Raw genomic sequence first — 24980 nt, forward strand, 5'->3', positions numbered from 1 at the left:
TTTTTTATCCAAAAGGAGAACACTATGAAAAATAGCACAATCAGACGGTACACCTTTCTTTTACTGACCTTATGTACTGTTGCGTCAGTTGCGCAAAATACAAAGTATGTCAACCTGTTTATCGGTACTTCCGGTGATAACGGGCAGGTAGCTCCGGGTGCTGCTGCTCCTTTCGGAATGGTTTGTGTGTGTCCGGATAACGATCCGCGCAGCCATGCCGGTTATGATTACGCCGTGACTAAGGTCTCCGGTATCTCTGTCAACCGCCTTTCCGGAGTGGGATGTAGCGGAGGGGGAGGAAATCTGCGCATTCGTCCGGTAGCTCCTTCACAGGAGTTGCATATGAAGAAGAATCGCGAGAAAGCAACTCCCGGTTATTATTCGACAGCCTTTACCAATGGCATCAAGACAGAGCTGACTGCGACTCATGCGATGGCGGTGGAACGTTATAAGTTTCCCCGAAGCATTTCCGCTGCTCTTTGGGTGGACTTCGCCTCTACGTTTGAAGACGTGGCTACCTGTCAGTATAAACGTGTATCGGATACCTGCATTGAAGGCTATGTACAGGCAAAGAATGTCTGCGGACATGGACGCTACAAACTTTATTTCTCCTTAAACACCGACCAGCCTTTCCAACTGGAGGAACAGAAAGAGACGACTGCCTGCCTTACTTTTGGCAAGAAGGTACGTGCGGTGGAAGTACGTATCGGACTTTCCGCACTCAGCTCCGAATTGGCTAGCTGGGAATGTGCCCGCTGGGAAAAGATGGACTTTGCCGAACTGAAATCACAGACCGGCAACCAATGGGAGAAACAACTTTCCGCCATCGACGTGAAAGGCGGAAAGAAAGACGATAAGGTAATCTTCTATACATCACTCTACCGTGCTTATCTGAGTCCGGCTGATGTGAGTTCTCCCGATGGAGCTTATCTGGGTACGGATGGGAAAGTATATATCTCAGAAGATTTCCGCTATTACAGCAACTGGTCGTTATGGGATACCTTCCGCACTAAATTTCCTCTGTTGGTGCTGACCGAACCTGCGAGAATGCGGGATATGGCAACCTCTCTGATTCATCTGTATGCAACGGGAAAGAAAGACTGGTCCACCGGATTCGAATCCACCCCGACAGTGCGCACCGAACATGCTGTGATTCTCTTGCTGGATGCCTACCGGAAAGGAATCACAACCCTTGATTTCCGCAAAGGCTATGCAGGTATGAAGGAGGAAATGGAACGGCTGCCCATGCGTTCGCCCGATCAGAAGATGGAATCGGCTTATGATTTATGGGCCATGGCTCAGATCGCCGAAATCATCGGTGAAAAGGCAGATTCTGAACAATATAGACAACGCTCGGTCTCTCTCTTCGAGGAAACCTGGAAGAAGGAATTTATGAATGTCACTCCTGCTTTTGAAGTGATGAAGAATAACGGACTCTATCAGGGAACCCGCTGGCAATACAGATGGGCAGCTCCGCAATACATCGATAAAATGATAGAGTGGGTGGGACAAGACTCTCTCCGTTCGCAGCTCACCTATTTCTTCGATCATCACCTCTATAATCAGGGAAACGAACCGGATATTCATGTCCCTTATCTGTTCAACCGGCTAGGAGCACCGGAGAAGACCCAACAGATAGTGCGAAGCCTGATGACTGAGCCGATGATCCATAAATATGGAGGAAACTCGGAATTTAAGACTCCTTATCTGGGCAAAGCATTCAAAAACGATCCGGAAGGGTATAGCCCCGAAATGGATGAAGACGACGGTACGATGAGTGCCTGGTACGTGTTTGGTGCAATGGGCTTCTACCCTCTGCTTGTGGGAGACGAATACTATGATCTGACCTCTCCGCTTTTTGATAGGGTACTGTTGCGGTTGGCGAATGAGAATACACTTACCATTCAGACAGAAGGACGAAAAAAGAAAGACGCACCGATCAAAAGTATCCATTTCAACGGAAAAAAGATTGATGACTACCGTATATCTCACAATGAACTGATAAAAGGCGGAGAGTTGATTTTTAATTATAAATAAACCGAATTTAAATAAGGCTGACTCTTTAGTCAGCCCCAAAAAATATTCAAAATGAAACAGAAACGATCTTTTAAAATAGGAGTTGCGGGTACGCTGCTGACTGTCGGTTTGCTGACAGCTGCTTTTACCACACGTACTGCTAATGAATCTGTAAGGGTGGTAGACCGTCCCGATACACAGTCGACTAACGCGAATTACGTGAGCTATCGGGCTCCGCTTCGTCCGTTGAATTTTATTAAGTTGCCTGTTGGCAGCATTCAGCCGGAAGGTTGGGTAAAGAAGTATCTCGAACTGCAGCGTGAAGGTCTGACCGGACATCTGGGTGAGATCAGTGCCTGGCTGGAGAAAGACAATAATGCCTGGCTGACGACCGGCGGCGATCATGGTTGGGAAGAAGTCCCTTACTGGCTGAAAGGTTACGGCAATCTTGCCTATATACTGAATGATCCGAAGATGATTGCGGAAACAAAAACATGGATTGAAGGTGTATTTGCCAGTTGCCAGCCCGACGGTTACTTCGGCCCCATCAACGAACGGAACGGTAAACGTGAATTGTGGGCACAAATGATCATGCTCTGGTGTCTGCAATCTTATTACGAATATTCTCAGGACCAACGGGTTATTGACCTGATGACGAACTATTTCAAATGGCAGATGACTGTTCCCGACGATAAGCTTCTGGAAGATTACTGGGAAAACAGCCGTGGCGGTGACAACATCATCAGTATCTACTGGCTGTATAATCATACCGGAGATGCCTTCCTGCTGGAACTTGCCGAGAAGATTCACCGTAATACAGCCGACTGGACAAAGTCAACTTCCCTGCCTAACTGGCACAATGTGAACATCGCCCAGTGTTTCCGCGAACCTGCCACTTATTATATGCAGACCGGAGATTCCGCTATGCTCAAAGCATCTTATAACGTACATCATTTGATCCGTCGTACCTTCGGTCAGGTGCCGGGCGGTATGTTCGGTGCGGACGAGAATGCCCGTCTGGGATATATCGATCCCCGTCAGGGAGTGGAAACCTGCGGACTGGTGGAACAGATGGCTTCTGATGAAATCATGCTTTGCATGACAGGCGACCCGATGTGGGCTGAACATTGTGAAGAAGTGGCTTTCAACTCTTATCCTGCTGCCGTAATGCCCGACTTCAAGGCTTTGCGTTACATCACTTGTCCGAACCATACAGTCAGTGACTCAAAGAATCATCATCCGGGCATTGACAACCGTGGTCCGTTCCTTTCCATGAATCCGTTCAGCAGCCGCTGCTGCCAGCATAACCATGCGCAAGGCTGGCCTTACTTCTCAGAACATCTGGTATTGGCAACTCCCGACAACGGTATTGCCGCTGCCATCTATGCTGCCTGTAAAGCTACGGTGAAAGTTGGCAATGGAAAAGAAATCGTTCTTCATGAAGAGACTAACTATCCTTTCGAGGAAAGTATCAAATTTACCGTTTCTACCGGTGAAAAGGTCAATTTTCCGTTCTATCTCCGCATTCCTTCATGGACTGAGGGAGCCGAAGTGCGTGTAAACGGAAAGAAGATCAGCGCGAAACCTGTATCGGGCAAATACTTGTGCATCGAACGCGAATGGGCGGATGGTGACAAAGTGGAGATGACCCTTCCGATGTCTCTGTCCATGCGTACCTGGCAAGTGAATAAGAACAGTGTAAGTGTGGATTATGGTCCGTTGACATTGTCTCTTAAGATTGACGAGAAATATGTAGAAAAAGACAGTCGGGAAACAGCTATCGGTGACTCCAAATGGCAGAAAGGTGCCGACCCGAAGAAATGGCCTACTACTGAAATTTATGCAAATAGCCCCTGGAACTATTCATTGGTATTGGATAAGAAAGAACCTTTGAAAAACTTCAAGGTGGTTCGTAAGTCCTGGCCTGCTGATAACTTCCCGTTCACAGTAGCCAATGTACCTTTGGAAGTGAAAGCTACCGGTCGGATTATTCCCGAATGGCAGATCGACGAGACAGGACTTTGTGGCGTATTGCCCGAAGAAGATGCGGTGAAAGGCGCTAAAGAAGAGATTACATTGATTCCGATGGGAGCGGCCCGGTTGAGAATATCGGCTTTCCCGAATACTAAGGAGTAAACAGATCCTTATCATTGATATATTCAGACATATAATGAGATAAATCATTTAATGAATGGGGGTGAGAGGCTATTGCAAGATTCGTTTGATTCTTTGCAATAGCCTTTTCTATGCTTCCTCTTCTCTTTCCGTTATCATTCAGATGGATCGATTCTTCGATAAAATGGAATATTTGTGTTATTTATTGGTCAAATAATAGCTTTGTAGTAACCCCGATTTTGCGAACTTTGCAGCCATAACGTAACTTTGTAATTTTATATCAATCATGAAGAATTTGGCATTGTGGGCTTTTGCTGCCCTTTTTATGACTGCTTGTACTCCGAAAGCAGAGCAAACTACCGACTCCGGTCTGTTAAGAACTAATTTCCAAGCCGAGGTAGGCGGTAAGAAAACAGATTTATACACCCTTCGCAACAAGAATAACATGGAAGTCTGCGTGACGAACTTCGGCGGACGCATTGTTTCTGTGATGGTTCCCGATAAAGACGGAAAGATGCAGGATGTAGTTCTGGGATTCGATTCTATTCAGGATTATATCAGCAAACCTTCGGATTTTGGTGCCAGCATCGGTCGTTATGCTAATCGTATCAATCAGGGTAAATTCACATTGGACAGCATTGAATATCAATTGCCTCAAAATAACTACGGCCATTGCTTGCATGGTGGCCCTAAAGGGTTTCAGTATCGTGTGTTCGACGCTGTGCAACTGAATCCGCAAGAGATCGAACTGACCTATGTCGCTGCGGACGGTGAAGAAGGTTTCCCGGGCAACATTACCTGTAAGGTTCTGATGAAACTGACGGACGATAATGCCATCGATATCCGCTATGAAGCAGAAACGGATAAGCCGACCATCGTAAATATGACCAATCACTCTTATTTTAATCTCGATGGTGATGCAGCAAGCAATGCAGACCACTTGTTGATGGTGGATGCCGATTATTATACTCCGGTCGACAGCACATTCATGACAACCGGCGAGATGGTTCCGGTAGAAGGTACTCCGATGGATTTCCGCACGCCGACTCCGGTAGGTGCACGCATTAACGACTACGATTTTGTACAATTGAAGAATGGAAATGGTTATGACCATAACTGGGTATTGAATGCCAAAGGGGATATTTCCCGCAAATGTGTTTCGCTCGAATCACCTAAGACGGGTATCGTACTGGATGTATATACCAATGAACCGGGTATTCAGGTGTACGCAGGTAACTTCCTGGATGGTTCTCTGACAGGAAAGAAAGGCATTACATACAATCAACGTGCTTCTGTATGTCTTGAAACTCAGAAGTATCCGGATACTCCGAACAAACCGGAATGGCCTTCGGCTGTGCTTCGCCCGGGAGAAAAATACATGAGTCAATGCATCTTTAAGTTTTCTGTAGATAAGGAATAATCTGCTCGCTCCCAAGAAATAAAAAAAATATTTTAGTCTCACGGTCTCACTTCCTTTCTGTAAAGATCATATAACTAGATGAATAATGAGTGAGAGATACCTTCGAGATATGGTATCTCTCACTCTTTTATCCCTTAAAATGCTCCAGAACAGCGCATCTCTCATCCTTTCTTGAGTTATCTCTCATTATTCTTTCTGCTACGGACTACAGCTGTATTGATTTTACTCTACCTGTCATTTGTATGTTATGACACTTGTGTTCTTGGCATATCTCCCTTACATTCTTATATTATCTTACCGACATTTTCATCGTTCCACACGGGTGAACTGATCATCGCACCAAGGTGAACTGATCATGTCACAGACGTAGACAGCTTGTTCTACCCGGGTGGAACGATGAAGATGTCTCTACGGAAATCTGATAATGATAGGTGAAAATCAGGCGATTATAGGGTTGTTTGGACGAAGAGAGGCAGTAAATCAGACAATAATTGCCGCAGTTTATAATTATGTCTGTTATTTGTTTGTATTCTAATAATAATTAGAGTATATTTGTAAGAATGTATAACACAATGAAGTTAACTTGACTTCATTAACAAAACTATTATATGATGAAAAAAATCCTTTTCTTAATGGTGATCTGCGTAGCCACATCGCTTACTTCTATTTTACCGGCTTCGGCTCAGAATTCAGATAAAACTGATGAATACAAAACTTTGCTTAAGAAGATTATGACCCTTTCCGGTAGTTCGGCATCCTCCGAGGCTATCATGTCGCAATTCATGTCAAGTATGCAAAAGGGACCTTTCCAACAAGATGAGGCTTATTGGAAAGATTTTGCAGCAAAGTGGACACAGAAGATTGAAGATAAAGTGATGGAAGTATATGCTCCTATTTACCAACAGCATATGACATTGGATGAACTGAAAAAAGTAGTTGCTTTCTACGAATCTCCTGCCGGCAAGAAGCTTGGGGAGACTGCATCTGCTGTTGCGAATGAATCAATGCCGATGATACAGCAACTGTCAATGGAAATGGTACAAGAGATCATGCCGCAGATTCAGAAAAGCATGAATATTGTTGAGAATAAGGTTGTCGACCCGAACAAGGAACGTGATCAGAAATTGTTTGATGAGGCTTACACGGTTCCTAAAGAAGATATAAAGATAGCTGCCGATAGAACTTATCAGCGAGGAATGAGTACAATGCCTGAAATCTATTCTATTGAGAAACGAAAAAATGATACTAAAGTTACATTTTTGCAGCCTATCTATTTCGATTGGCAATGGTTGTATTATAGCCCGGGATTTAAAATAGTAGATAAGAAAACCGGAGATGAATATATGGTGAGAGGATATGATGGCGGGGCTCCATTGGATAAGCTGTTGATTATTAAAGGTTGTGATCGCAAGTATATCTATGTCAGCCTTTTGTTTCCCAAGCTGAAAAAGAACGTAAAAGAAATTGATATTATAGAGGCGCTGGCTGATAAAGAGGCACTACCTTCCAATGATGATGGTGTAGCTAAATCTTATTTTGATGTAAAAATAGACGATTATATTGTATCCTCTAAAGAAAACAAGAAGGTATATTATTGATTGGAGCGATTTATTTATCACTGAAAATGAATATGACTATGAAAAACACAATGGTTTGGATCATAACCATTGTGTTGATGTCTGTTGATGTATATATAATATTTACGGACCCTTTGGAACGGCAATATGATTTGGTACAAATCGTAATGGCTTGGTATCTTGTAACGTTGCTGCTGGACTTTCTTTTTCGCCATAATAATACTTATGGGGTGATAAGAAATGTCATAGCCACAGTGCTTCTCTGTGTATTATATTTTGTATTTCCTTAAATGTATAATAATATGAGATATGCAGTTGTTTTGATAATCAATATTATATTAGTGTTAGCAGGATTCTTTTTACTCATAGTTGATCCTTTGAATAAGCAGTTACCGGTGAAAATGATAGCTATTTGGTTCATTGTTTTTGTGATATTAGATTATCCTCTTCGCCATTATAAAATATACAAAGAGATAAGGATATTTTTGTATATGATTTTTCTATCTCTTTTATATTGGCTGTTTCCTGCATAGGAAAACCATTGTTTTATTTATATTCATGTTCAAATAAAATAGCCTGTTGATGGACCTGTGTAATGGGAATGTTTTATCTTTGCAGTGTTTAAAATAAAATACGATGAAGAAAAGAGTAACAATACAGTTCGCTGACCTTATAAAGAGTAGGTTGGCAGGTGGTTTGCTCTGTTGTCTTGTGTTGTTGGCTGCCTATTTGTTTCAGATGTTCTTTCCGGGGATGTATGTGGATGCATTCTCGGCTTCCCATTATCTTTTTATGTGGCTGATCCTCTTTGTAGGCGCACTCTTATGGACATTCCGTGAGAAAGGAACACATGGATTGCCCTCCGAGGTAACTGATTGGCAATGCATTGCTGCCTTTTTGTTGATTGTTGCCAATCAGATTTATTTTGTTATGCCTAAGGAAGTCCACGTAGAGTTAGCTCCTGCACTATCTGCTTATACTCTGCCTGTGCTGATTATTGTTGGCTTAGCAATAGCAGGGATAGTTAAATTGGCTGTCTCATTCTATCGTTTATTGGAACTTGAACGGCAAAAAACAATTCTCCAAGAGAAACGGCTTCAAGAAATGCTTTCTTCTCCTCCATCTGCATTGGAAGGCGTTGTATATATGCGCAGACTTTTAGAAAATAAATCCATATATCAATTGACTGCCAGTGAGTACCTTACATTAATAGAAGGATGTCGTGCGATTGATCCGGATTTTTTTGTTTGGTTGAAAGAAAAGCAATTTGAAATGAAACCACGATATATTGTGTATTGTGTACTTATTAGGATGGGTAAGACTAAAGAAGATATGATGTCTATTTTTGATATTAATGATGGTAACTATCGTACTTTGAGATCTCGTGTACGAAGACGTTTAAGTATTGAAGATGAGGATATGGAAACTTTCTTGAAGGAATTGCATTAGTTATATTTTTAATGTGTTTATTAATCCTATAAAAGAATGGATTGCTGATATGAATCCCCCCATAATGGCGTAGTAGAACCATACGCGTTTATTCGAATATTTGTTTTGAGGGAATGTGTCGATGGCTCCGATTATGAGCACAATCCATGCTAGAAGTTCAAAGAAAGTGATAAGACAGTCTTGTAAAGTATAGTTTATGTCATTAATAAAACAGTGAAGGTAGCACATAGCGATGCTAATCCCCCACATTATATTATATAAAATTATATATTGGATTATTTTCATTTATTAGCTATACATTCTTTGTATTTTTTGTTTGCTATGTCCTTGGCTCTATCATATTTTGCAGCTGCCTGTATTAAGCAACCAGATGACATTGAACCACTTTGACAGTTAGTGACAGCATTGTCATAATCAGCTTTAGCTTGCGTATATGCTGCTTGTTTTTGTTCTTCACAGTTGCTAGTACCTCCTCCTTCTTCGCGTGTTTTTAGAAGTTTCACTTTTGTTAGTTCGTTACTTTCTGCATATAATATAAAGAGTTGTATCCGTTCATCTTCACTTAATCTTAAAAATCCCGTATGTTGAATCAGCTTCTCTTTAGCTTTTGCCATTTGTTGTAGCTCATCTTGCAGATTCGCTTTCCTTGCGAAGTCTTCCATGTAGTCATCATCATTCAGATTCTCCATAAGTTTGTCATATTCTTCTTCACTTAAAGTAGAAGTGTATTCATGAAACTTATCTGCCAAAAGCTCGGAGCTCATTTCGAATTCCCAAAACTCATCAGAACTGGCAATAGAATCAATGAGTGTATTTTCGTTATTTAGCATTCTTGATGAAAATCCGCGTGTTTTTGCTATCCCATTCTCTGCCATCTGTGTTTCATCTGTGTAATATTCATCAGTACTACAACTATAAGTAATGAAAATAGCGGTTAAACTACAAGCTAATGCTATCGCATAAAATAAAGCATTTTTTTTTCTTCTTGCGCTCATGATTATTTTGTTTTTTTAATGTTGATGCAAAGTAACGAAAAATAGATTTATTTGAAGGATAATATTTATTCAAAAAAAGACTAATATCTGATCCTTACAGGGCTTTAATTATTTTTATTGTGTTACAATATAGAAGAAAATAAAAGAAGTAATAGTGGCTAGAAGTACTTCTGTGTGGGTATAATGGTTTTAAAGGTGTAACATTGATAGGAGAGAATGAATATCTGCAAAATAATTTTCGGTCATATAAGGACAATTCTGAGTCATTAGGGATAATTTCCGGTCAAAAGTGAAATTTGGATACATTTTAGTTGTTACAATCATGGCATAAAAAATAAAAATATCCTTTTGAGAAGTCTCTGTGGCATATTGTAGAGGCTGTATGAGTGTAACACCCCCTTGTGTGATGGCTAAATGACTTGTAATTTTGCAAAAAAATAACATAGAATCATTTATCTCTATTTTTCTGATAATTATGAGAACATTCACAAGGTTGGTATCTGTCTTTCTGCTTACTGCAATTGGTAATCTCTTTTTCCTTTCATGTTCTGGAAGAGAAAAGAATGTTCCGGCGGTTTCTATATTGGAAATAGCTCTTCAGCAGGCAGGAGAGAATCGTGTGGAGCTGGAAAAGGTTTTGTCTCGCTATCAGATTGATCCGGCAGATAGTTTGAAATATAGGGCTGCTTGTTTTTTGATAGAGAATATGCCTTATTATACCTATTATAAAGGAAAACAGTTAGATCGGTATTTTACTTACTATGCTTTGTTACAGAAAACACGTGGATTGGGTATTTCTCCTCAGGTCGTGGCTGACTCTGTTCGTCACATGTATGGACCATTGTATTTAGATTCTTTACAATCCTATAGAGATATCGAAACAGTTGATTCTGCTTATTTATGTAATAATATTGAGTGGTCATTTAAGGTGTGGCAGGAACAACCATGGGGGAAACATGTTTCGTTTGCAGATTTTTGTGAATATCTTCTTCCTTATCGTATTGGTGACGAGACCTTGGCTAGCTGGCGGGAATCTATTTATCAGAAATATAATCTCTTGCTCGATTCTTTACGTGCTTCAGGAGTACTTGATAAAGAAGATCCGATTGTCGCGGCCCGTTGTTTACTTGATTCAATTCGTAAGGGAGGAGCGGTATTCACTACTGCCGTTCCTGCCAACCTTCCTCATGTGGGGCCGGAAGTTGTCCAGCAGAAAACCGGTAGTTGTCGTGAACTCACGGATTTTGTTGTTTATGTTTGTCGTGCGTTAGGCATTCCGTGTGCCATAGACTTCATGCCGATTCGTGGTGATGAGAATGACAGCCATCAATGGGTGGCATTTACAGATAAATACGGTACGCTCTATTACCACGAATTTCCTAATGGTGTGAGTGAAGTACGGAAAGACGCAATGTGTGGAATGCCTAAAATAAAGGTTTATCGTAATACATTTAGTCTAAATCGCGCTATGCAGGAGGAAATGCAGAAATTGGATACTGCTATTGTTCCTCTTTTCAAAGATCCGCATATCATAGATATTACTTTCCCTTATACAAAAGATTTTAAGAAAGAACTCCAAATACCGAAGGACGCTTTATATAAAGGTAAGCCACGTTCACGAATAGCTTATCTATGTGCCAGCAAACGGATGGATTGGGAGCCTGTTGCATGGACAGATTTTGATGGTAAAAACATTGTCTTTACAGATATACAAAAAGGACCTGTCATGCGGGTTGCTACTTACGAACGAGGACGACTCCGTTTTTGGACTGATCCTTTTGAGATTAATGTTTCTAATGAATTTCATTTCTTCACTCCTTCGGATAGTGTACAGGATGTTACTTTATTCGCAAAATATACTTTGCGGGCAGATGATATGTTCTTGAATCGCATGATAGGTGGAACTTTTGAAGGAAGCAATGATCCTGATTTTCGTGAAAAAGAAGTCTTGTACTTGATAAACGAGAAACCGAAAAGATTACAGACAGTTGTTCAATCATATTCTTCAAAACCGTATCGCTATGTCAGATATGTAGGACCTAAAGAGTCACACTGTAATATTGCAGAAGTAGCTTTTTATACTCCTAATGATACCGCTTCTTTAAAAGGTAAGGTAATAGGTACTCCCGGATGTTTTCAAAAAGACGGTTCGCATGAATATACGAATGTATTTGATGGGGATGTCACAACTTCTTTTGATTATATTGAACCTTCCGGTGGCTGGTCAGGGATCGATCTTGGAATTCCTAAACAGATAGAAAAGATTGTCTATACACCTCGGAGTTATGATAATTATATTCGTTCAGGTGATAAGTATGAACTGTTTTACTGTACAGGAAAAGATAAGTGGGAATCTCTTGGGAAAAAAGTCTCCGAAGCAGATTCATTGGTATACAGAGATGTTCCTGTTAATGTGTTGTTACTTTTGAAAAATTATTCCAAAGGGGTTCAGGAAAGAATCTTTACTTATGAGAGGAAAGGGCAAGTTTGGAAATAGAAATTAAAATAAGCAATAGTTTTTTTAGACTTGCTTTGTAGCTATATATGTGCTAGCGATATATACTATAATAGTAAGAATTTATATAGTCATTATTGTTTAATCTAAAAATAAAATTTATGATTTTAGGAAATTTGAAGAAAAGACCATACTTAGTGTTTATGTTATCGTGTCTTATAATGCAAAGTTGTAACTCTGATTATGATGAGTTTGTTGCTGATACAGGTGTTTCTAATAATGAGACTGTTACTCAATATGAAGCAGTATTACAATCTAATGAATTTAAGGAGTATGATTCTAAATACACTAATTTAATGTCAATAATTGACGATGTTGCATCTAGAATGACGGAAGAAGAGAAAAATGAGTTATCAAAATTGGGGGAGCTGTATGTTTCCGATCCTGAAAGATACAGTACTTTATTTAGATATGAAGTTACTAAAGTTCTAGGAAATGATTCGATAAGAGCAAAAGGAGCCTTATCTTTAGTATTGGAAGCTAAAAACAATCTGATGAAAAATGAGAAGTTAAAAAAAGAAATAGAAGGGAATGAAGTTTTGATTTCTGCCGAACTGAAAGTTAATAGGGATATAAATTCTAGATTTATTAGTGGTTATACCCCGATACTAAAGACTCGTGTTGAAAATAATCTAGATAAATTAACAGAATGCAATTCTTTATGTAAGGAGTCGTATGATAACAGAACGGATGTGGCGGATGCGGCATTGCTTTGTGGAACCGCTGTTAATATAGCCATGTGTCTTGGTTCATTGGGGGTGAGTGCTCCTGGTGGGGTTGTAACTCAACTAGGTTTAACAATTATATATCGTAATGAAAAGGAAGCGGCATTAAAAGATTATGATATTTGTACTAGGAATTGTGAATTGTCATATAAAAAATAATATGCTAATGGCTGTTGCGATGTTTGTAGTTACTTATGTCTCAGTAATATGTAGTGCGTATAATATTCTTGCTCAATGGCAAAAACTCTTCTCAGAACAAAAATATATACGTTTATCTATAATTGTGGGGCATAGCATAATTGTTAATGTTATATTTATAATAGCGTGCTATCGTGCGATATTCTATTAAATGATTGATAAAGGGCATTAGAAATAGAGATTTTTCTTTTTTAATTGCCCTCTATTTTCATATACAGAATAAAAATGAAGAAATGTATTTTACTATTTTTCCTTCTATTGTTATTGGCCTGTCAAGACAAGAAATATTTTAGAGACTTTATTGATGTTTCTGATGCTATTATTTATGGATGTGAGGTGTCTAAACCATCCTTGTTGTGTCTCATAGATGATAATGATAAAATATTATCCATAAAGAATTGTGATACTTTGGTAGCAAACTTTGTATGTTATATGTTACATGATCCAATGAAAACTGATGTAGGTAAAATAGTTCACCCTTCCGAATATCCTATATATGTAATATTGGAAAGAGATAGTATCGTTTCTATCCTTTCTTCTGAAGAAATGAAAAAGGAATTAGGGAAAGAAGATAGGAGGGCACTAAAGGATCGTTTATTACGTTCTAAGTATGACGGTAATAATGATATAGCTTATTTAAATGTTTTGCTGAAATTATATGCTTATTTGAGTAATCAGAATAGTAATTCTGTAATAGAGTTAAGCTATTTAGACTCTTTAATAAACAAACATAATAAGTTCTATGGAAAATATCTTTTAGCACAATTATATAAGGACCTAGATGTTAAAAATGCTGATGAGATGTATAGCGATTTATGGGTAAATTCGACAAAAAATGACATGGAAGAGTATCCAGAAGAGTTTATAGATATAATGAAATGTAAAGATCATCTAGTACTTGTGAATAAAGAGGATATATTGTTTGGTTGTACAGAATATGATTTTGGAATCATATCTCCTAATAAAGAAGTAACTTGTACTTTTAGTTTTACGAATAATAGCTCTAATAGGTTTATTATTCATAATGTAATAACGACATGTGGATGCACTGTACCTGTTTGGAATAGAAAGCCGATAGCTCCTAATGCTCGGGATTCTATCTCAGTAAAGTTTAAAAGTAATTATACGGGAGTTAGCCAAAAAACTATCATTATAGAAGGAAATTGTAAACAGAAAATTGAACTAAAAATAAGAGCTTCAATTTGTAATTAGAAAATATATAATGTACGTGTTCTATATAAGGAAATAACTGTGTCATGAAAAAAAATATTATTCTTTTGTTCTTATTTTTACCTTTTGTTTGTTTTGCTCAAAAAGTAACTTATGGCGATAATAGCGTTCGTGTCGAAGGTCAAACTTTCTTGTATTTTGATGCTGAAGGGAACCCTATTACAGATCAGGCTCATAGAGATTCTCTAGAAACTCATCAGTATATAATTTCTATTAAAGGAACAGATGAAATACCAGAAATTCATCTAGTTTATAAACACCCTAAACTTGAAACATTGATAGGTAAAACTCTTCCTAAGATTGGTTTAGGTGATATTAACGGAAAGGTTGTTGATTTTGATGAATCCGAGTATACAGTTATATGTTTTTGGAACAGGCATTGTAGTATTTGTATTCGGGAGCTTATTGTTTTAAATATACTTGCTGAAGATTATCCGAATATTCAGTTTGTCGGGCTAACCCCTGATTCTCCTGAAGAAGTACAAAAGTTAATGAAAAGACTGAATTTAGACTGGGAGGATATAGGAATTGTTCCTAATTATAAAGGGGAATTTACCGATATACTAAAGATTTATATGTATCCTTCTAATATTATAGTTGATAAAAATATGATAGTAAAAGCGGTAAATGTCGGAGGAGATACCCGTAAATTATTGAGAACGTTAGAGCAATTATCTGGCGAGAAATAAATATTAGACCTTAATGTGTGTTGTGTCTGCTCGTTTTTTAGATGATTTTGAATATGTTACATAAATACTTTTATGGCAAGATTAAGAGACTATATAGGACTATTGATGTTTAGTATTTTATGTGTGAGTGCACTATTTGTTCAGTCTCATTATTTTACTGACTCATCTATTGTACCGAAGTGGTTAATTACTTTGTTTGTATTTGGAGGATTGGTATTGTACTATACTATCGCAATATGGTATGCTCATTCAGTAAGTATAAATATGTTTCGAGTAGGAATCGTTCTTGTTGCAATCTGTTTTCTACAGGCTGTATTGGGGTTGCTGCAATATTTTAATGTGTATTATTCTCCTTCAATCTATAAAATTACTGGTAGCTTTGATAATCCGGCTGGCTTTTCTGCGTGTTTATGTGCAGGGGTACCTTTTACTGCTTTTCTCCTGTCGAAAGATAATAAAAGATATATGCGTCTTATGGGATGGATAATGGGGACTATTATAGTAGTTGCAATTGTTCTGTCATATTCAAGGGCTGGTATCATTAGTTTAGCTGCGGTTTGTACTATATTCTTGTATCAGAAGCTCCTTCATAGACGCATATTGAAATTCTCTTTGCTAGCTGGTTTAGTCGCTTTAATCTTAGGTTGTTATTGGATAAAAAAGGACTCAGCCGACGGTCGATTGCTTATTTGGCAATCTTGCATAAATATGGTAAAAGATTCTCCTTGGATAGGGCATGGATTAGGCAGCTTTGAAGCTCATTATATGGATTACCAAGCAGAATACTTTAGAATACATGGACAGCAGAACCGTTATGCTATGTTAGCCGATAATGTGAAGCATCCTTTCAATGAGTACATGGAAATCCTCTTAAACTTCGGAATTATCGGTTTGGTGATACTGTTTGCATTCATTTTTTTACTAATCTATTGTTATAAACTAAATCCTGATATCGAAAAGAAAATTGCTGTATATGTGTTGATTTCAATAGGAACGTTTTCATTGTTCTCTTATCCATTTACTTATCCTTTTACGTGGATTATTACATTATTATCTGTCTTGATAATTATCAAGGAACCTATAAAGGTTTTTTTTGCTGCATCTTGGAAGAAAAATGTAGTATGTGCTTTGGTTATAGGTTGCTCAATGATTGGCATTTATGAATTAGTGGAACGAATACAAGCAGAATTGGAGTGGGGACGAATCTCCAAACTAACTCTTTCCGATTCCTATGATACGGTGCTTCCCGCATATGAAAAATTAGAGAAAGCATTTGCGGATAATCCTTATTTCCTTTACAACTATGCTGCTGTTTTATTAGAGAAGAAACAATATGATAAGAGTTTGGAGATCGCTTTACAATGTCGCAAATATTGGGCAGATTATGATCTGGAGCTAATATTAGGAGAAAATTATCAGCAGCTTAACAAACCTAAACTAGCAGAAAAATATTACAATAGTGCATCTATGATGTGCCCTTCGCGATTTCTTCCTCTTTATAAACTATTCCATTTATACAAAATGAATGGTGAAAAAGAGCGATCGCTTGCAATGGCTGAGGCTGTTGTTGACAAACCGATGAAAATAGAGACTGTTGCTATTAAAAGAATGAAGAGGGAGATGGAAAGAGAAATACAAAAGATAAATATAGTAACCGAATGAGAATTTATAAAACACTAATGAATAAAACATTCATTTACCTGCTAATAACGGTATTGGCAGCTTGCAAAAGTACTCCGTACTCTGATGAAACTACTAAAAGTGACCTTCGTGCGCCTGCTTATCCGTTATTAACCTTGCATCCGCATATGAAACTTTGGTCTATGACGGATGAACTGAACAAACAGAATATGACTTTTGGCGGCAGCACACAACTTCCTTTTGTTGGCTTCTTGCGGGTAGACGGTGCTATGTATCGTTTTATGGGTAGTAAAGAACTGCCGATGCAAGCCATCGCTCCGATGGCGCTTGATCACGAAAAGTGGGAAGGAAAGTTCACTTCATTAGTACCTGATGAAGGATGGGAGCAGCCGGACTTTGATGATAAGTACTGGCAATTGTCAGAAGGGGCATTTGGTACGCCTGGTATGTGGGAAGCAAGAACACAATGGACTTCTTCTAATATTTGGGTACGAAGAGAGATTGAAGTTGATCCGTATCTTTTGGAACATAAGAAGATCTATTTGCGCTATTCTCATGATGATGTATTCCAATTGTACATTAATGGGAAGCAATTGGTAAATACCGGATATGATTGGGGAGCAAACTTTAAAGTGGAAATTCCGGACTCTATTCTGCAAACAATGAAAAGTGGAAAAGCGTTGATTGCCGCTCATTGTGAGAATCGTGTGGGAGGAGGATTGGTAGACTTCGGACTCTTTGCCGAGGAACCGACTATGCCTGTGGAAAGGGTAGCTCCCATCTCTTATGAAAAAGAGTGGACGGGGAGATATACCATGGAGCAACCTCAGGAAAATTGGGAAGCCAAAGAGTTTGACGATTCAACATGGACAGAAGGACAGGCAGCCTTCGGTACGGATGATCAGCGGAATGTGAATACTCCCTGGTTCTCACCTAATATATGGGTGAGACGCGAATTGACATTCGACCCGGCATTGGCGAAAAACAAGCAACTGTATTTGCGCTATTCACATGATGATGTATTTCAATTGTATGTGAATGGAATGCAATTGGTCAGCACGGGATATGAATGGAAAAGTGATCTTAGGGTGAATATTCCGGATTCCATAGCGGAAACAATGAAAGATGGGAAAGCCGTGATTGCTGCTCATTGCGAAAACCGTATGGGAGGTGCATTGGTTGATTTCGGACTATATGCAGAATTGAAAGAAGCTGAACAAACGTCTGTTGATGTGCAGGCAACCCAGACACATTATACGTTTGAATGTGGGGATGTGGAACTGAAACTTAGCTTTACTGCTCCTTACCTGTTGGATGATCTGGAGACGCTTGCCCGTCCCGTCAATTATATCTCTTATCAGGCTAAGGCGTTGGATGGTAAGGAGCATGATGTTGCTGTCTATTTTGAGATAGATCCACATAAGGCATTTCGTGCCGGACAGTCTACCCAAATGTATGAAAAGGATGGACTGTCTCTTATGAAGACAGGACAAGAGAATCAGAAATTGTGGGTAGATCAAGAAAAAGACGGACGATCGTGGGGATATTTCTATTTGGGAACAAAGGATGATGTAACCTGTGCACAGGGAGATGCAGCCGAAATGAGGGCATATTTTATGAAAGAGGGAGATCTGAAACAGATGAGAAAGTCTGCCGAAAAACGATATGCCGCCTTTGCACAGAAACTGGATGTGGATGGTGATTTTCCGCAGCATCTCACTGCTGCTTTCGACGGACTGTATACAATGGCTTATTTTGGAGAGGATCTGAGACCTTATTGGAATAAAGATGGAAAAACAAGCATAGAAGATTTGTATGCGGACGCGGAGGAGGACTATAAAGAAGTGATGGCAAAATGTTATGCATTTGACCGTCAATTGATGGCAGATGCTTACCTCGCCGGAGGAAAAGAATATGCCGAACTTTGTGCTTTAGCTTATCGTCAGTCTGTTTCCGCTTTCCAAATGTCTGAAGATTCGGAAGGTGAGTTACTTTATTTTACTCCACAGGTGGGGCCTGTGGATGAGTATTATCCGGCTTCGCCACTTTATCTCCGTTATAATCCTGATTTGGTAAAAGCGATGCTTAATCCATTTTTCTACTACAGTGAAAGCGGAAAATGGGGAAAGCCGTTTCCTCCGCATGACTTAGGCGGATATCCTGCTGTAAACGGACAGACGATAGGCGGTGATATGCCTGTGGAAGAAGCAGGAAACGGCTTGATAATGACTGCTGCTATTGCTAAAATGGAGAAGAATGCTTCGTATGCGGAGAAACATTGGAAGACATTGACTCAATGGGCTGAGTATTTATTGGAAAATGGAACAGATACCGGTGATCAGCTTACTACGGATAATTTCGCAGGAAACTGTCCCCATCATACTAACTTGTCTGCAAAAGGTATTTTAGGTATTGCAGCATACGCACGTCTGGCGGAAATGTTGAACAAGAAAGAAGAAGCGGAGAAGTATATGGATGCTGCCCATGAGATGACGAAAGAATGGGAAAAGGCTGCTTATGCAGGTGATCATTATCGCTTGGCTTTTGATCAGCCGGATAGTTGGGGGATGAAGTATAATCTGATATGGGACAGGCTGCTTGGCTTGAATCTTTTCCCAGAGAGAGTCATTCAGAAAGAGACGGATTTCTATCTTACTAAAATGAATGAATTTGGATGTCCGTTGGATAGCAGACATAGTTACGCGAAAGTGGATTGGACAGTATGGTCTGCTTCGTTGAGTGCTGACCGTATGCAATTCCGTAAACTTATGTTGCCGCTTTATAAGTTTATGAATGAGACTACAGATCGCACACCAATGGCTGATTTGATAAATACGGATCGTGCTACTATAGTAGGATTTACGGGGCGTACTGTAGTAGGTGCCTATTTTATCAGGTTGTTGGAAAAGGAATAATTAGAATCTTGATGTCTTTTAGAAGGTATATTCGGAGCAATATGATATAGTTGATTTATTATTTTAAATAAAAACATTATGAATATGAAAAGTTTATTTTATTTAGTTGTTACTATGGTAGTAATGATTGCATGTACAAATGAAGAGTTTGATGCTAATTCAGAAGTTAAGAAGGAAGAAGTTAAAACAAAGATTGCATCATTAGCTGAAAAATATGATGTAAACGTCGATTTTTTTGAGATTAATCCTTCAGAAAAAACTGAAAATGAGATGTCATTAGAAGAAATAGAAGAATTGTTTCGTGATATAAAACAACTTAGAGAACACCCTGTTGAATTAAAGATGTATAAGGATAAAGAAGAAAATGGCTGTATGTTTTATTCTACTAAAGAGCAGAAACCTAGTGTGCCGCTTGCTAAAACACGTAGTGAAATTTATTCATTCAGTGATTGGATTTGGAATCTTACATGGTTTAGTGTAACTTTGATCGAAGATAATAAAAATGTAACAGTAATGACAGATATAACAGGATTATCAATTTATACGTATTCTCAATCTTATGCGAGTGGCTATGTATCAGGAAATGCTATATCATTTAATAGTACGGGGAAAATTAAGGCAACTATAACTCAGGTTGTTGGCTTTAACCTTTCTTATGTTATTAATTCTTCAGGGACATACGATAAGAGTGCGGGAAAGGGAAGTGTTACAGTTTCTGCATATTAATGATTATTGAAAATAAAAATTATGATTATGTCTCCAATGTTTTTTGAAATTGCTTATGTTTTGATTTTGTTGATTGGGATATTGGTAGTGTTGAAAAGTCATCAACTTACTAAACCATATAAATATCTATGGGTCATTTTGGTTTTGTTATTTAATCTGTTAGGCATAATTGCCTTTTTGATATGGAAACAGTATCTTAATAAAACGAATGATAGTGGATCGTGTGGAAATGTCTGATTTGGTATATACGAGTCGGGTAATTTTTTTTCTCTATGTTCTTTGTAAATCCGGGATGGATTGAATAGACCATTGAAACTGGTTGTTTTTCTTTGATTTAGCTACCATTATTATGATGGTGGCTAAATTTTTTAACCTGGATAAAGATACAGAAGGAGTTTTTCTTTGCATAAATGCCATTCTTGTTTCCGTCTATAACCATAAAAGATGTTCGAAATCGGAAGTTTTTAGGGGTATAACCCTAAAAACTTCCGATTAATTATTTATATTTGTGTCTATAACCCTAAAAACTTCGGATGTATGATTAATCGTGAACTTTATATGGAGCAAATCACTCCTTTTATTGATAAACCATTTGTGAAAGTGATCACTGGTATCCGTCGTTGTGGCAAGTCTGTCGTGTTGCGTTTAATCCGTGAGGAACTTTTACGAAGGGGAGTATCTGAAGATCATATTATTTATATGAACTTTGAAAGCTTTGAGTGGATGGATGTGAAGGAGGCGAAGGCACTGTATACTTATATTCGGGAAGTTACGAAAGTTTCGGGAAAATATTATATTCTTCTGGATGAGATTCAGGAAGTTACAGATTGGGAGAAGGCGGTAAATGCATTCTTGGTAGACTTGGATGCTGACATTTATGTGACTGGTTCCAATTCACGTTTACTGTCTTCTGAGTTCTCCACATATTTAGCAGGAAGATATGTTGCTTTTCATATAATGACTTTGTCTTTTAGGGAATATCTGTTATTCCATAATGTTCCTTTGGCAATTTCTGCATCCGACCGTAAAGCGGAATTTCTGAAATACCTTCGCATGGGAGGATTTCCGGCTATTCATACAGCAAACTATGATTATAACGCTATTTACAAAATAGTGTATGATATTTATTCTTCTGTCATTCTGCGTGATACTGTGCAGCGACATGGAATCCGTAATGTAGAAATGCTCGAAAGGATAGTAAAGTTTGTTTTTGATAATATCGGGAATAAATTGAATGCCAAGAATATTGCCGACTATTTTAAAAGTCAGCAACGAAAAGTGGATATCAATACGATTTACAATTATTTGGATGCTTTAAATAATGCTTTTGTGATACAGCGTATTCCACGTTATGATATCAGAGGTAAAGAAATATTGCAAACTAATGAAAAGTATTTTGTAAGTGATCTTTCGCTCATCTATTCCGTAATGGGATATCGGGATAGATTAATAGGGGGAATGCTTGAAAATCTGGTCTGTATGGAATTGAAACGTCGTGGATACGAAGTATACGTAGGCAAGCAGGATGAAAAAGAAGTTGATTTTGTAGCCATTAGGCGTGAAGAAAAAGTTTATATACAGGTTACTTATCAACTAGGTTCACAAGCAACCATTGATCGTGAATTTGCACCCTTGCTGGCAATTGATGATCATTATCCCAAATATGTGGTTAGTATGGATGAATTGTGGCAGGATAACATTGAGGGGGTTAAACACCGTCACATGGCAGACTTCCTACTCGACGAGTGGTGAAACCAAGACGGACTAGAGTTCTAGCCCGTCTAATAATTCTAAATAAAGTCCGATAGCCTCTTCTATCTCTTTCAGCATAATATACTCCTCGGCTGTATGTGAGCGTGAAGAACGTCCCGGACCGATCTTTACCGACGCAAAGGACATTAATGCCTGGTCAGATAAAGTCGGGGAGCCGAAAGGAACGCGTCCCATTTTCACTGCTGTCTGTACGAACGGATGTTTTTCGTCAATCCGTGAAGAGTTGAGGCGGAACGAACGGGCTTTCGCATCGCAGGAAATATGTTTCTTGATTTCAGCAAACAGATCTTCGTTAGAGTAAAGTTCGTTGCTTCGGATATCAACAACAAACGTGCATTTATCGGGAACCACATTGTGCTGAGTGCCTGCATTGATGACCGTAACGCTCATTTTTACCGGTCCGAGCAAGGGCGATTCCTTCTCGAAACGATAATCGCGGAACCAGGCGATATCATCCAATACTTTATAAATGGCATTATCTCCTTCATTGCGTGCAGCATGTCCGGCTTTGCCTGTCGCAGTTACATCCAATACCATCAATCCCTTTTCGGCAATGGCAGGCTGCATCTCTGTTGGTTCGCCTACAATGGCAAAAGAGACAGGAGGCAATCCCGGCAATACACTTTCAATTCCGTCCTTGCCCGAAACCTCTTCTTCGCAGGAAGCCAGATAGATGAGATTGTAATTTTGAGAAGTGCGACATAGTTGCAGGAACACCTGTAAGAGCGAGACAACACTGGCTCCGGCATCGTTACTGCCCAGTCCGTACAATTTCCCGTTTTCCTCGCGGGGCGTGAAAGGGTCTTTGCGCCAGCCGTTTACAGGTCTCACCGTGTCGATATGAGAATTGAGAAGGATGGTCGGCTTTTTAAGATCGAACATAGGGCTGAGGCACCAGACATTGTTTCCCTTGCGTCCGGTTTGCATCCCTTCGGCTTCGATATAATTTTGCAGGAAATCAGCTGCTTGCGTCTCTTCCCGACTGATGGACGGAATGCTGATTAGTGATTTCAACAGGCTTACAGCTTCGGCTGTCATGGTTGGAATATCGTATTTCATATACAAACTTGTTAATTTAGAGCTTAATATTTGCACAAAGATACTCGTTTTGCGCAATAGTTTCAAATAAAACTAATACCTTTGTACCATATTTATCAATACAAAGAGTATGACTTATCATCATTTATCTGTCTTGGTCCATCGTCAGGCTGAAAAGTATGGCGACAAGGTAGCCTTGAAATACCGCGACTACGAGACAGCACAATGGATTCCAATAACCTGGAATCAATTCTCCGGAACTGTACGGCAGGCTGCTAATGCTTTCGTAGCACTAGGAGTGGAGGAACAAGAGAATATCGGTATTTTTTCACAGAATAAGCCTGAATGGTTCTATGTCGATTTCGGTGCATTTGCCAATCGCGGGGTTACTATTCCGTTCTATGCAACGAGTTCGCCCGCACAGGCACAATACATTATCAACGATGCGCAAATCCGATATCTTTTTGTTGGCGAACAGTATCAGTATGATTCTGCATTCAGCATCTTCGGCTTTTGCTCTTCGTTGCAACAACTGATTATTTTCGACCGTTCGGTAGTAAAGGACCCGCGTGATGTCTCTTCCATCTATTTTGATGAGTTTATGGCAATGGGCGAAGGGTTGCCGCATAATGAGGTGGTAGAAGAACGTACCGCACGTGCTTCTTACGATGATCTGGCTAACATCCTTTATACTTCCGGTACGACGGGGGAACCTAAAGGTGTGATGCTGCACCATTCTTGCTATCTGGAGCAATTCCATACGCATGACGAACGCCTGACGACAATGACCGACAAGGATGTTTCTATGAACTTCCTCCCGTTGACACATGTGTTCGAGAAAGCATGGAGCTATCTCTGTATTCACAAGGGAGTGCAGATATGTATCAATCTCCGTCCGGCAGATATTCAGACTACCATTAAAGAAATCCGTCCGACACTGATGTGCAGCGTTCCCCGTTTCTGGGAGAAGGTATACGCCGGTGTACAGGAAAAGATCAGTGAAACGACAGGATTGAAGAAGGCATTGATGCTGGATGCGATTAAGGTCGGCAGAATCCATAATCTGGATTATCTCCGTCAGGGAAAGACTCCTCCGGTGATGAACCAGCTTAAATATAAGTTCTACGAAAAGACCATTTATTCTTTGCTGAAGAAGACGATCGGCATCGAGAATGGTAACTTCTTCCCGACAGCAGGTGCTGCCGTGCCCGATGAAATCAATGAATTTGTTCATTCTGTAGGAATCAATATGGTGGTCGGCTATGGACTGACAGAGTCTACGGCTACAGTGTCATGTACTTTGCCGGTAGGGTATGACATCGGTTCGGTAGGGGTGGTATTACCGGGACTGGAAGTGAAGATTAATGAAGATAATGAAATTCTGCTTCGTGGAAAAAGCATCACCAAAGGATATTATAAGAAAGCGGAAGCTACGGCTGCCGCTATTGATGCTGACGGCTGGTTCCATACGGGAGATGCCGGTTATTTCAAGAACGGACAGCTTTTCCTTACAGAACGTATCAAGGACTTGTTCAAGACATCTAACGGAAAGTATATTGCCCCGCAGGCGCTGGAAACCAAACTGGTTATTGACCGCTATATCGATCAGATCGCTATTATCGCAGATCAGCGCAAGTTCGTTTCTGCCTTGATTGTGCCGGTGTACGGGTTTGTCAAGGACTATGCGAAGGAGAAAGGCATTGAATACAAAGATATGGCTGACTTGCTGCAGCATCCTAAAATTATCGGTTTGTTCCGTGCCCGGATAGAGACCTTGCAGCAACAGTTCGCTCATTACGAACAGATCAAACGTTTTACATTGCTTCCCGAACCTTTCAGTATGGAACGTGGAGAGTTGACGAATACGTTGAAGTTGAAACGATCAGTGGTTGCTGAGAATTACAAGGAACTGATCGAGAAGATGTACGAAGAGTAACGACAGATGATCAATGATAAAC

General features: G+C 39.5%; 18 protein-coding genes. 16 read left to right on the plus strand and 2 right to left on the minus strand.

Annotated features, from left to right (window positions below):
* Positions 1–24 precede the first annotated feature (24 nt).
* From HMPREF2794_RS08515 to HMPREF2794_RS08545, 6 genes are all read left to right on the plus strand, one after another.
* Positions 25–2037 carry a GH92 family glycosyl hydrolase gene (locus HMPREF2794_RS08515; RefSeq protein WP_070751360.1) on the plus strand — a complete coding sequence of 671 codons (2013 nt, stop codon included), beginning with the start codon at positions 25–27 and terminating at the stop codon, positions 2035–2037.
* A 51-nt stretch (positions 2038–2088) separates the two neighbouring features.
* A complete protein-coding gene (locus HMPREF2794_RS08520; protein ID WP_055269369.1) occupies positions 2089–4152 on the plus strand; it encodes a beta-L-arabinofuranosidase domain-containing protein in 2064 nt (687 codons plus the stop codon).
* Between the two features lie 265 nt (positions 4153–4417).
* A complete protein-coding gene (locus HMPREF2794_RS08525) occupies positions 4418–5551 on the plus strand; it encodes an aldose epimerase family protein (protein ID WP_070751329.1) in 1134 nt (377 codons plus the stop codon).
* Positions 5552–6159: 608 nt separating this feature from the next.
* Positions 6160–7149, plus strand: a complete 990-nt coding sequence (locus tag HMPREF2794_RS08530) for a DUF2059 domain-containing protein (protein ID WP_022301391.1) — start codon at positions 6160–6162, stop codon at positions 7147–7149.
* 50 nt (positions 7150–7199) lie between these two features.
* Complete coding sequence (locus tag HMPREF2794_RS08535; protein ID WP_050544909.1) at positions 7200–7418, plus strand: hypothetical protein; 219 nt, start codon at positions 7200–7202, stop codon at positions 7416–7418.
* Positions 7419–7764: 346 nt separating this feature from the next.
* Positions 7765–8577 carry a hypothetical protein gene (locus HMPREF2794_RS08545; protein WP_010536242.1) on the plus strand — a complete coding sequence of 271 codons (813 nt, stop codon included), beginning with the start codon at positions 7765–7767 and terminating at the stop codon, positions 8575–8577.
* 281 nt (positions 8578–8858) lie between these two features.
* Here the strand turns inward: HMPREF2794_RS08545 and HMPREF2794_RS08555 are convergent, their stop codons facing one another.
* Positions 8859–9572, minus strand: coding sequence for a hypothetical protein (locus HMPREF2794_RS08555; protein ID WP_010536244.1), 714 nt, complete (start codon positions 9570–9572; stop codon positions 8859–8861).
* A 475-nt stretch (positions 9573–10047) separates the two neighbouring features.
* On the opposite strand from HMPREF2794_RS08555, the gene HMPREF2794_RS08565 reads away from it, so the two are divergent.
* The 9 genes from HMPREF2794_RS08565 (at position 10048) to HMPREF2794_RS08610 (ending at position 21963) form a co-directional block, all read left to right on the plus strand.
* A complete protein-coding gene (locus tag HMPREF2794_RS08565) occupies positions 10048–12069 on the plus strand; it encodes a transglutaminase domain-containing protein (protein WP_022301388.1) in 2022 nt (673 codons plus the stop codon).
* A 119-nt stretch (positions 12070–12188) separates the two neighbouring features.
* Complete coding sequence (locus HMPREF2794_RS08570; RefSeq protein ID WP_010536247.1) at positions 12189–12971, plus strand: hypothetical protein; 783 nt, start codon at positions 12189–12191, stop codon at positions 12969–12971.
* Positions 12972–13235: 264 nt separating this feature from the next.
* On the plus strand, positions 13236–14222 hold the full coding sequence (locus HMPREF2794_RS08580) for a DUF1573 domain-containing protein (protein WP_010536249.1): 987 nt from the start codon (positions 13236–13238) through the stop codon (positions 14220–14222).
* Between the two features lie 44 nt (positions 14223–14266).
* Positions 14267–14929, plus strand: a complete 663-nt coding sequence (locus HMPREF2794_RS08585; protein ID WP_022301386.1) for a TlpA family protein disulfide reductase — start codon at positions 14267–14269, stop codon at positions 14927–14929.
* A 72-nt stretch (positions 14930–15001) separates the two neighbouring features.
* Complete coding sequence (locus HMPREF2794_RS08590; RefSeq protein ID WP_010536251.1) at positions 15002–16591, plus strand: O-antigen ligase family protein; 1590 nt, start codon at positions 15002–15004, stop codon at positions 16589–16591.
* Positions 16588–19485 carry a glutaminase family protein gene (locus tag HMPREF2794_RS08595; protein WP_010536252.1) on the plus strand — a complete coding sequence of 966 codons (2898 nt, stop codon included), beginning with the start codon at positions 16588–16590 and terminating at the stop codon, positions 19483–19485. The genes HMPREF2794_RS08590 and HMPREF2794_RS08595 overlap by 4 nt, the downstream gene beginning before the upstream one ends.
* An 84-nt stretch (positions 19486–19569) precedes the next feature.
* A complete protein-coding gene (locus HMPREF2794_RS08600) occupies positions 19570–20211 on the plus strand; it encodes a hypothetical protein (protein WP_022301384.1) in 642 nt (213 codons plus the stop codon).
* 36 nt (positions 20212–20247) lie between these two features.
* On the plus strand, positions 20248–20448 hold the full coding sequence (locus HMPREF2794_RS29905; RefSeq protein ID WP_371490213.1) for a PLDc N-terminal domain-containing protein: 201 nt from the start codon (positions 20248–20250) through the stop codon (positions 20446–20448).
* A 300-nt stretch (positions 20449–20748) separates the two neighbouring features.
* Complete coding sequence (locus HMPREF2794_RS08610; protein ID WP_070751331.1) at positions 20749–21963, plus strand: ATP-binding protein; 1215 nt, start codon at positions 20749–20751, stop codon at positions 21961–21963.
* Between the two features lie 12 nt (positions 21964–21975).
* On the opposite strand, the gene HMPREF2794_RS08615 is transcribed toward HMPREF2794_RS08610, so the two are convergent.
* Positions 21976–23043, minus strand: a complete 1068-nt coding sequence (locus HMPREF2794_RS08615; protein ID WP_070751332.1) for a M20 family metallo-hydrolase — start codon at positions 23041–23043, stop codon at positions 21976–21978.
* A gap of 109 nt (positions 23044–23152) precedes the next feature.
* On the opposite strand from HMPREF2794_RS08615, the gene HMPREF2794_RS08620 reads away from it, so the two are divergent.
* Positions 23153–24958, plus strand: a complete 1806-nt coding sequence (locus tag HMPREF2794_RS08620) for an AMP-dependent synthetase/ligase (protein ID WP_010536257.1) — start codon at positions 23153–23155, stop codon at positions 24956–24958.
* Positions 24959–24980: the final 22 nt, after the last annotated feature.

It is taken from the genome of Bacteroides sp. HMSC067B03, from assembly GCF_001811315.1.
In the GTDB taxonomy this organism is placed as follows: Bacteria; Bacteroidota; Bacteroidia; order Bacteroidales; family Bacteroidaceae; genus Bacteroides; species Bacteroides faecis.

Bases quoted from the DNA above. Each gene is read 5' to 3' on its own strand.
- HMPREF2794_RS08525 (WP_070751329.1), top strand. From the start codon at position 4,418: ATGAAGAATTTGGCATTGTGGGCTTTTGCTGCCCTTTTTATGACTGCT.
- HMPREF2794_RS08515 (WP_070751360.1), top strand. From the start codon at position 25: ATGAAAAATAGCACAATCAGACGGTACACCTTTCTTTTACTGACCTTA.
- HMPREF2794_RS08565 (WP_022301388.1), top strand. From the start codon at position 10,048: ATGAGAACATTCACAAGGTTGGTATCTGTCTTTCTGCTTACTGCAATT.
- HMPREF2794_RS08555 (WP_010536244.1), bottom strand. From the start codon at position 9,572: ATGAGCGCAAGAAGAAAAAAAAATGCTTTATTTTATGCGATAGCATTA.
- HMPREF2794_RS08570 (WP_010536247.1), top strand. From the start codon at position 12,189: ATGATTTTAGGAAATTTGAAGAAAAGACCATACTTAGTGTTTATGTTA.
- HMPREF2794_RS08585 (WP_022301386.1), top strand. From the start codon at position 14,267: ATGAAAAAAAATATTATTCTTTTGTTCTTATTTTTACCTTTTGTTTGT.
- HMPREF2794_RS08595 (WP_010536252.1), top strand. From the start codon at position 16,588: ATGAGAATTTATAAAACACTAATGAATAAAACATTCATTTACCTGCTA.
- HMPREF2794_RS08590 (WP_010536251.1), top strand. From the start codon at position 15,002: ATGGCAAGATTAAGAGACTATATAGGACTATTGATGTTTAGTATTTTA.
- HMPREF2794_RS08610 (WP_070751331.1), top strand. From the start codon at position 20,749: ATGATTAATCGTGAACTTTATATGGAGCAAATCACTCCTTTTATTGAT.
- HMPREF2794_RS08545 (WP_010536242.1), top strand. From the start codon at position 7,765: ATGAAGAAAAGAGTAACAATACAGTTCGCTGACCTTATAAAGAGTAGG.
- HMPREF2794_RS08600 (WP_022301384.1), top strand. From the start codon at position 19,570: ATGAAAAGTTTATTTTATTTAGTTGTTACTATGGTAGTAATGATTGCA.
- HMPREF2794_RS29905 (WP_371490213.1), top strand. From the start codon at position 20,248: ATGTTTTTTGAAATTGCTTATGTTTTGATTTTGTTGATTGGGATATTG.
- HMPREF2794_RS08530 (WP_022301391.1), top strand. From the start codon at position 6,160: ATGATGAAAAAAATCCTTTTCTTAATGGTGATCTGCGTAGCCACATCG.
- HMPREF2794_RS08535 (WP_050544909.1), top strand. From the start codon at position 7,200: ATGGTTTGGATCATAACCATTGTGTTGATGTCTGTTGATGTATATATA.
- HMPREF2794_RS08615 (WP_070751332.1), bottom strand. From the start codon at position 23,043: ATGAAATACGATATTCCAACCATGACAGCCGAAGCTGTAAGCCTGTTG.
- HMPREF2794_RS08520 (WP_055269369.1), top strand. From the start codon at position 2,089: ATGAAACAGAAACGATCTTTTAAAATAGGAGTTGCGGGTACGCTGCTG.
- HMPREF2794_RS08620 (WP_010536257.1), top strand. From the start codon at position 23,153: ATGACTTATCATCATTTATCTGTCTTGGTCCATCGTCAGGCTGAAAAG.
- HMPREF2794_RS08580 (WP_010536249.1), top strand. From the start codon at position 13,236: ATGAAGAAATGTATTTTACTATTTTTCCTTCTATTGTTATTGGCCTGT.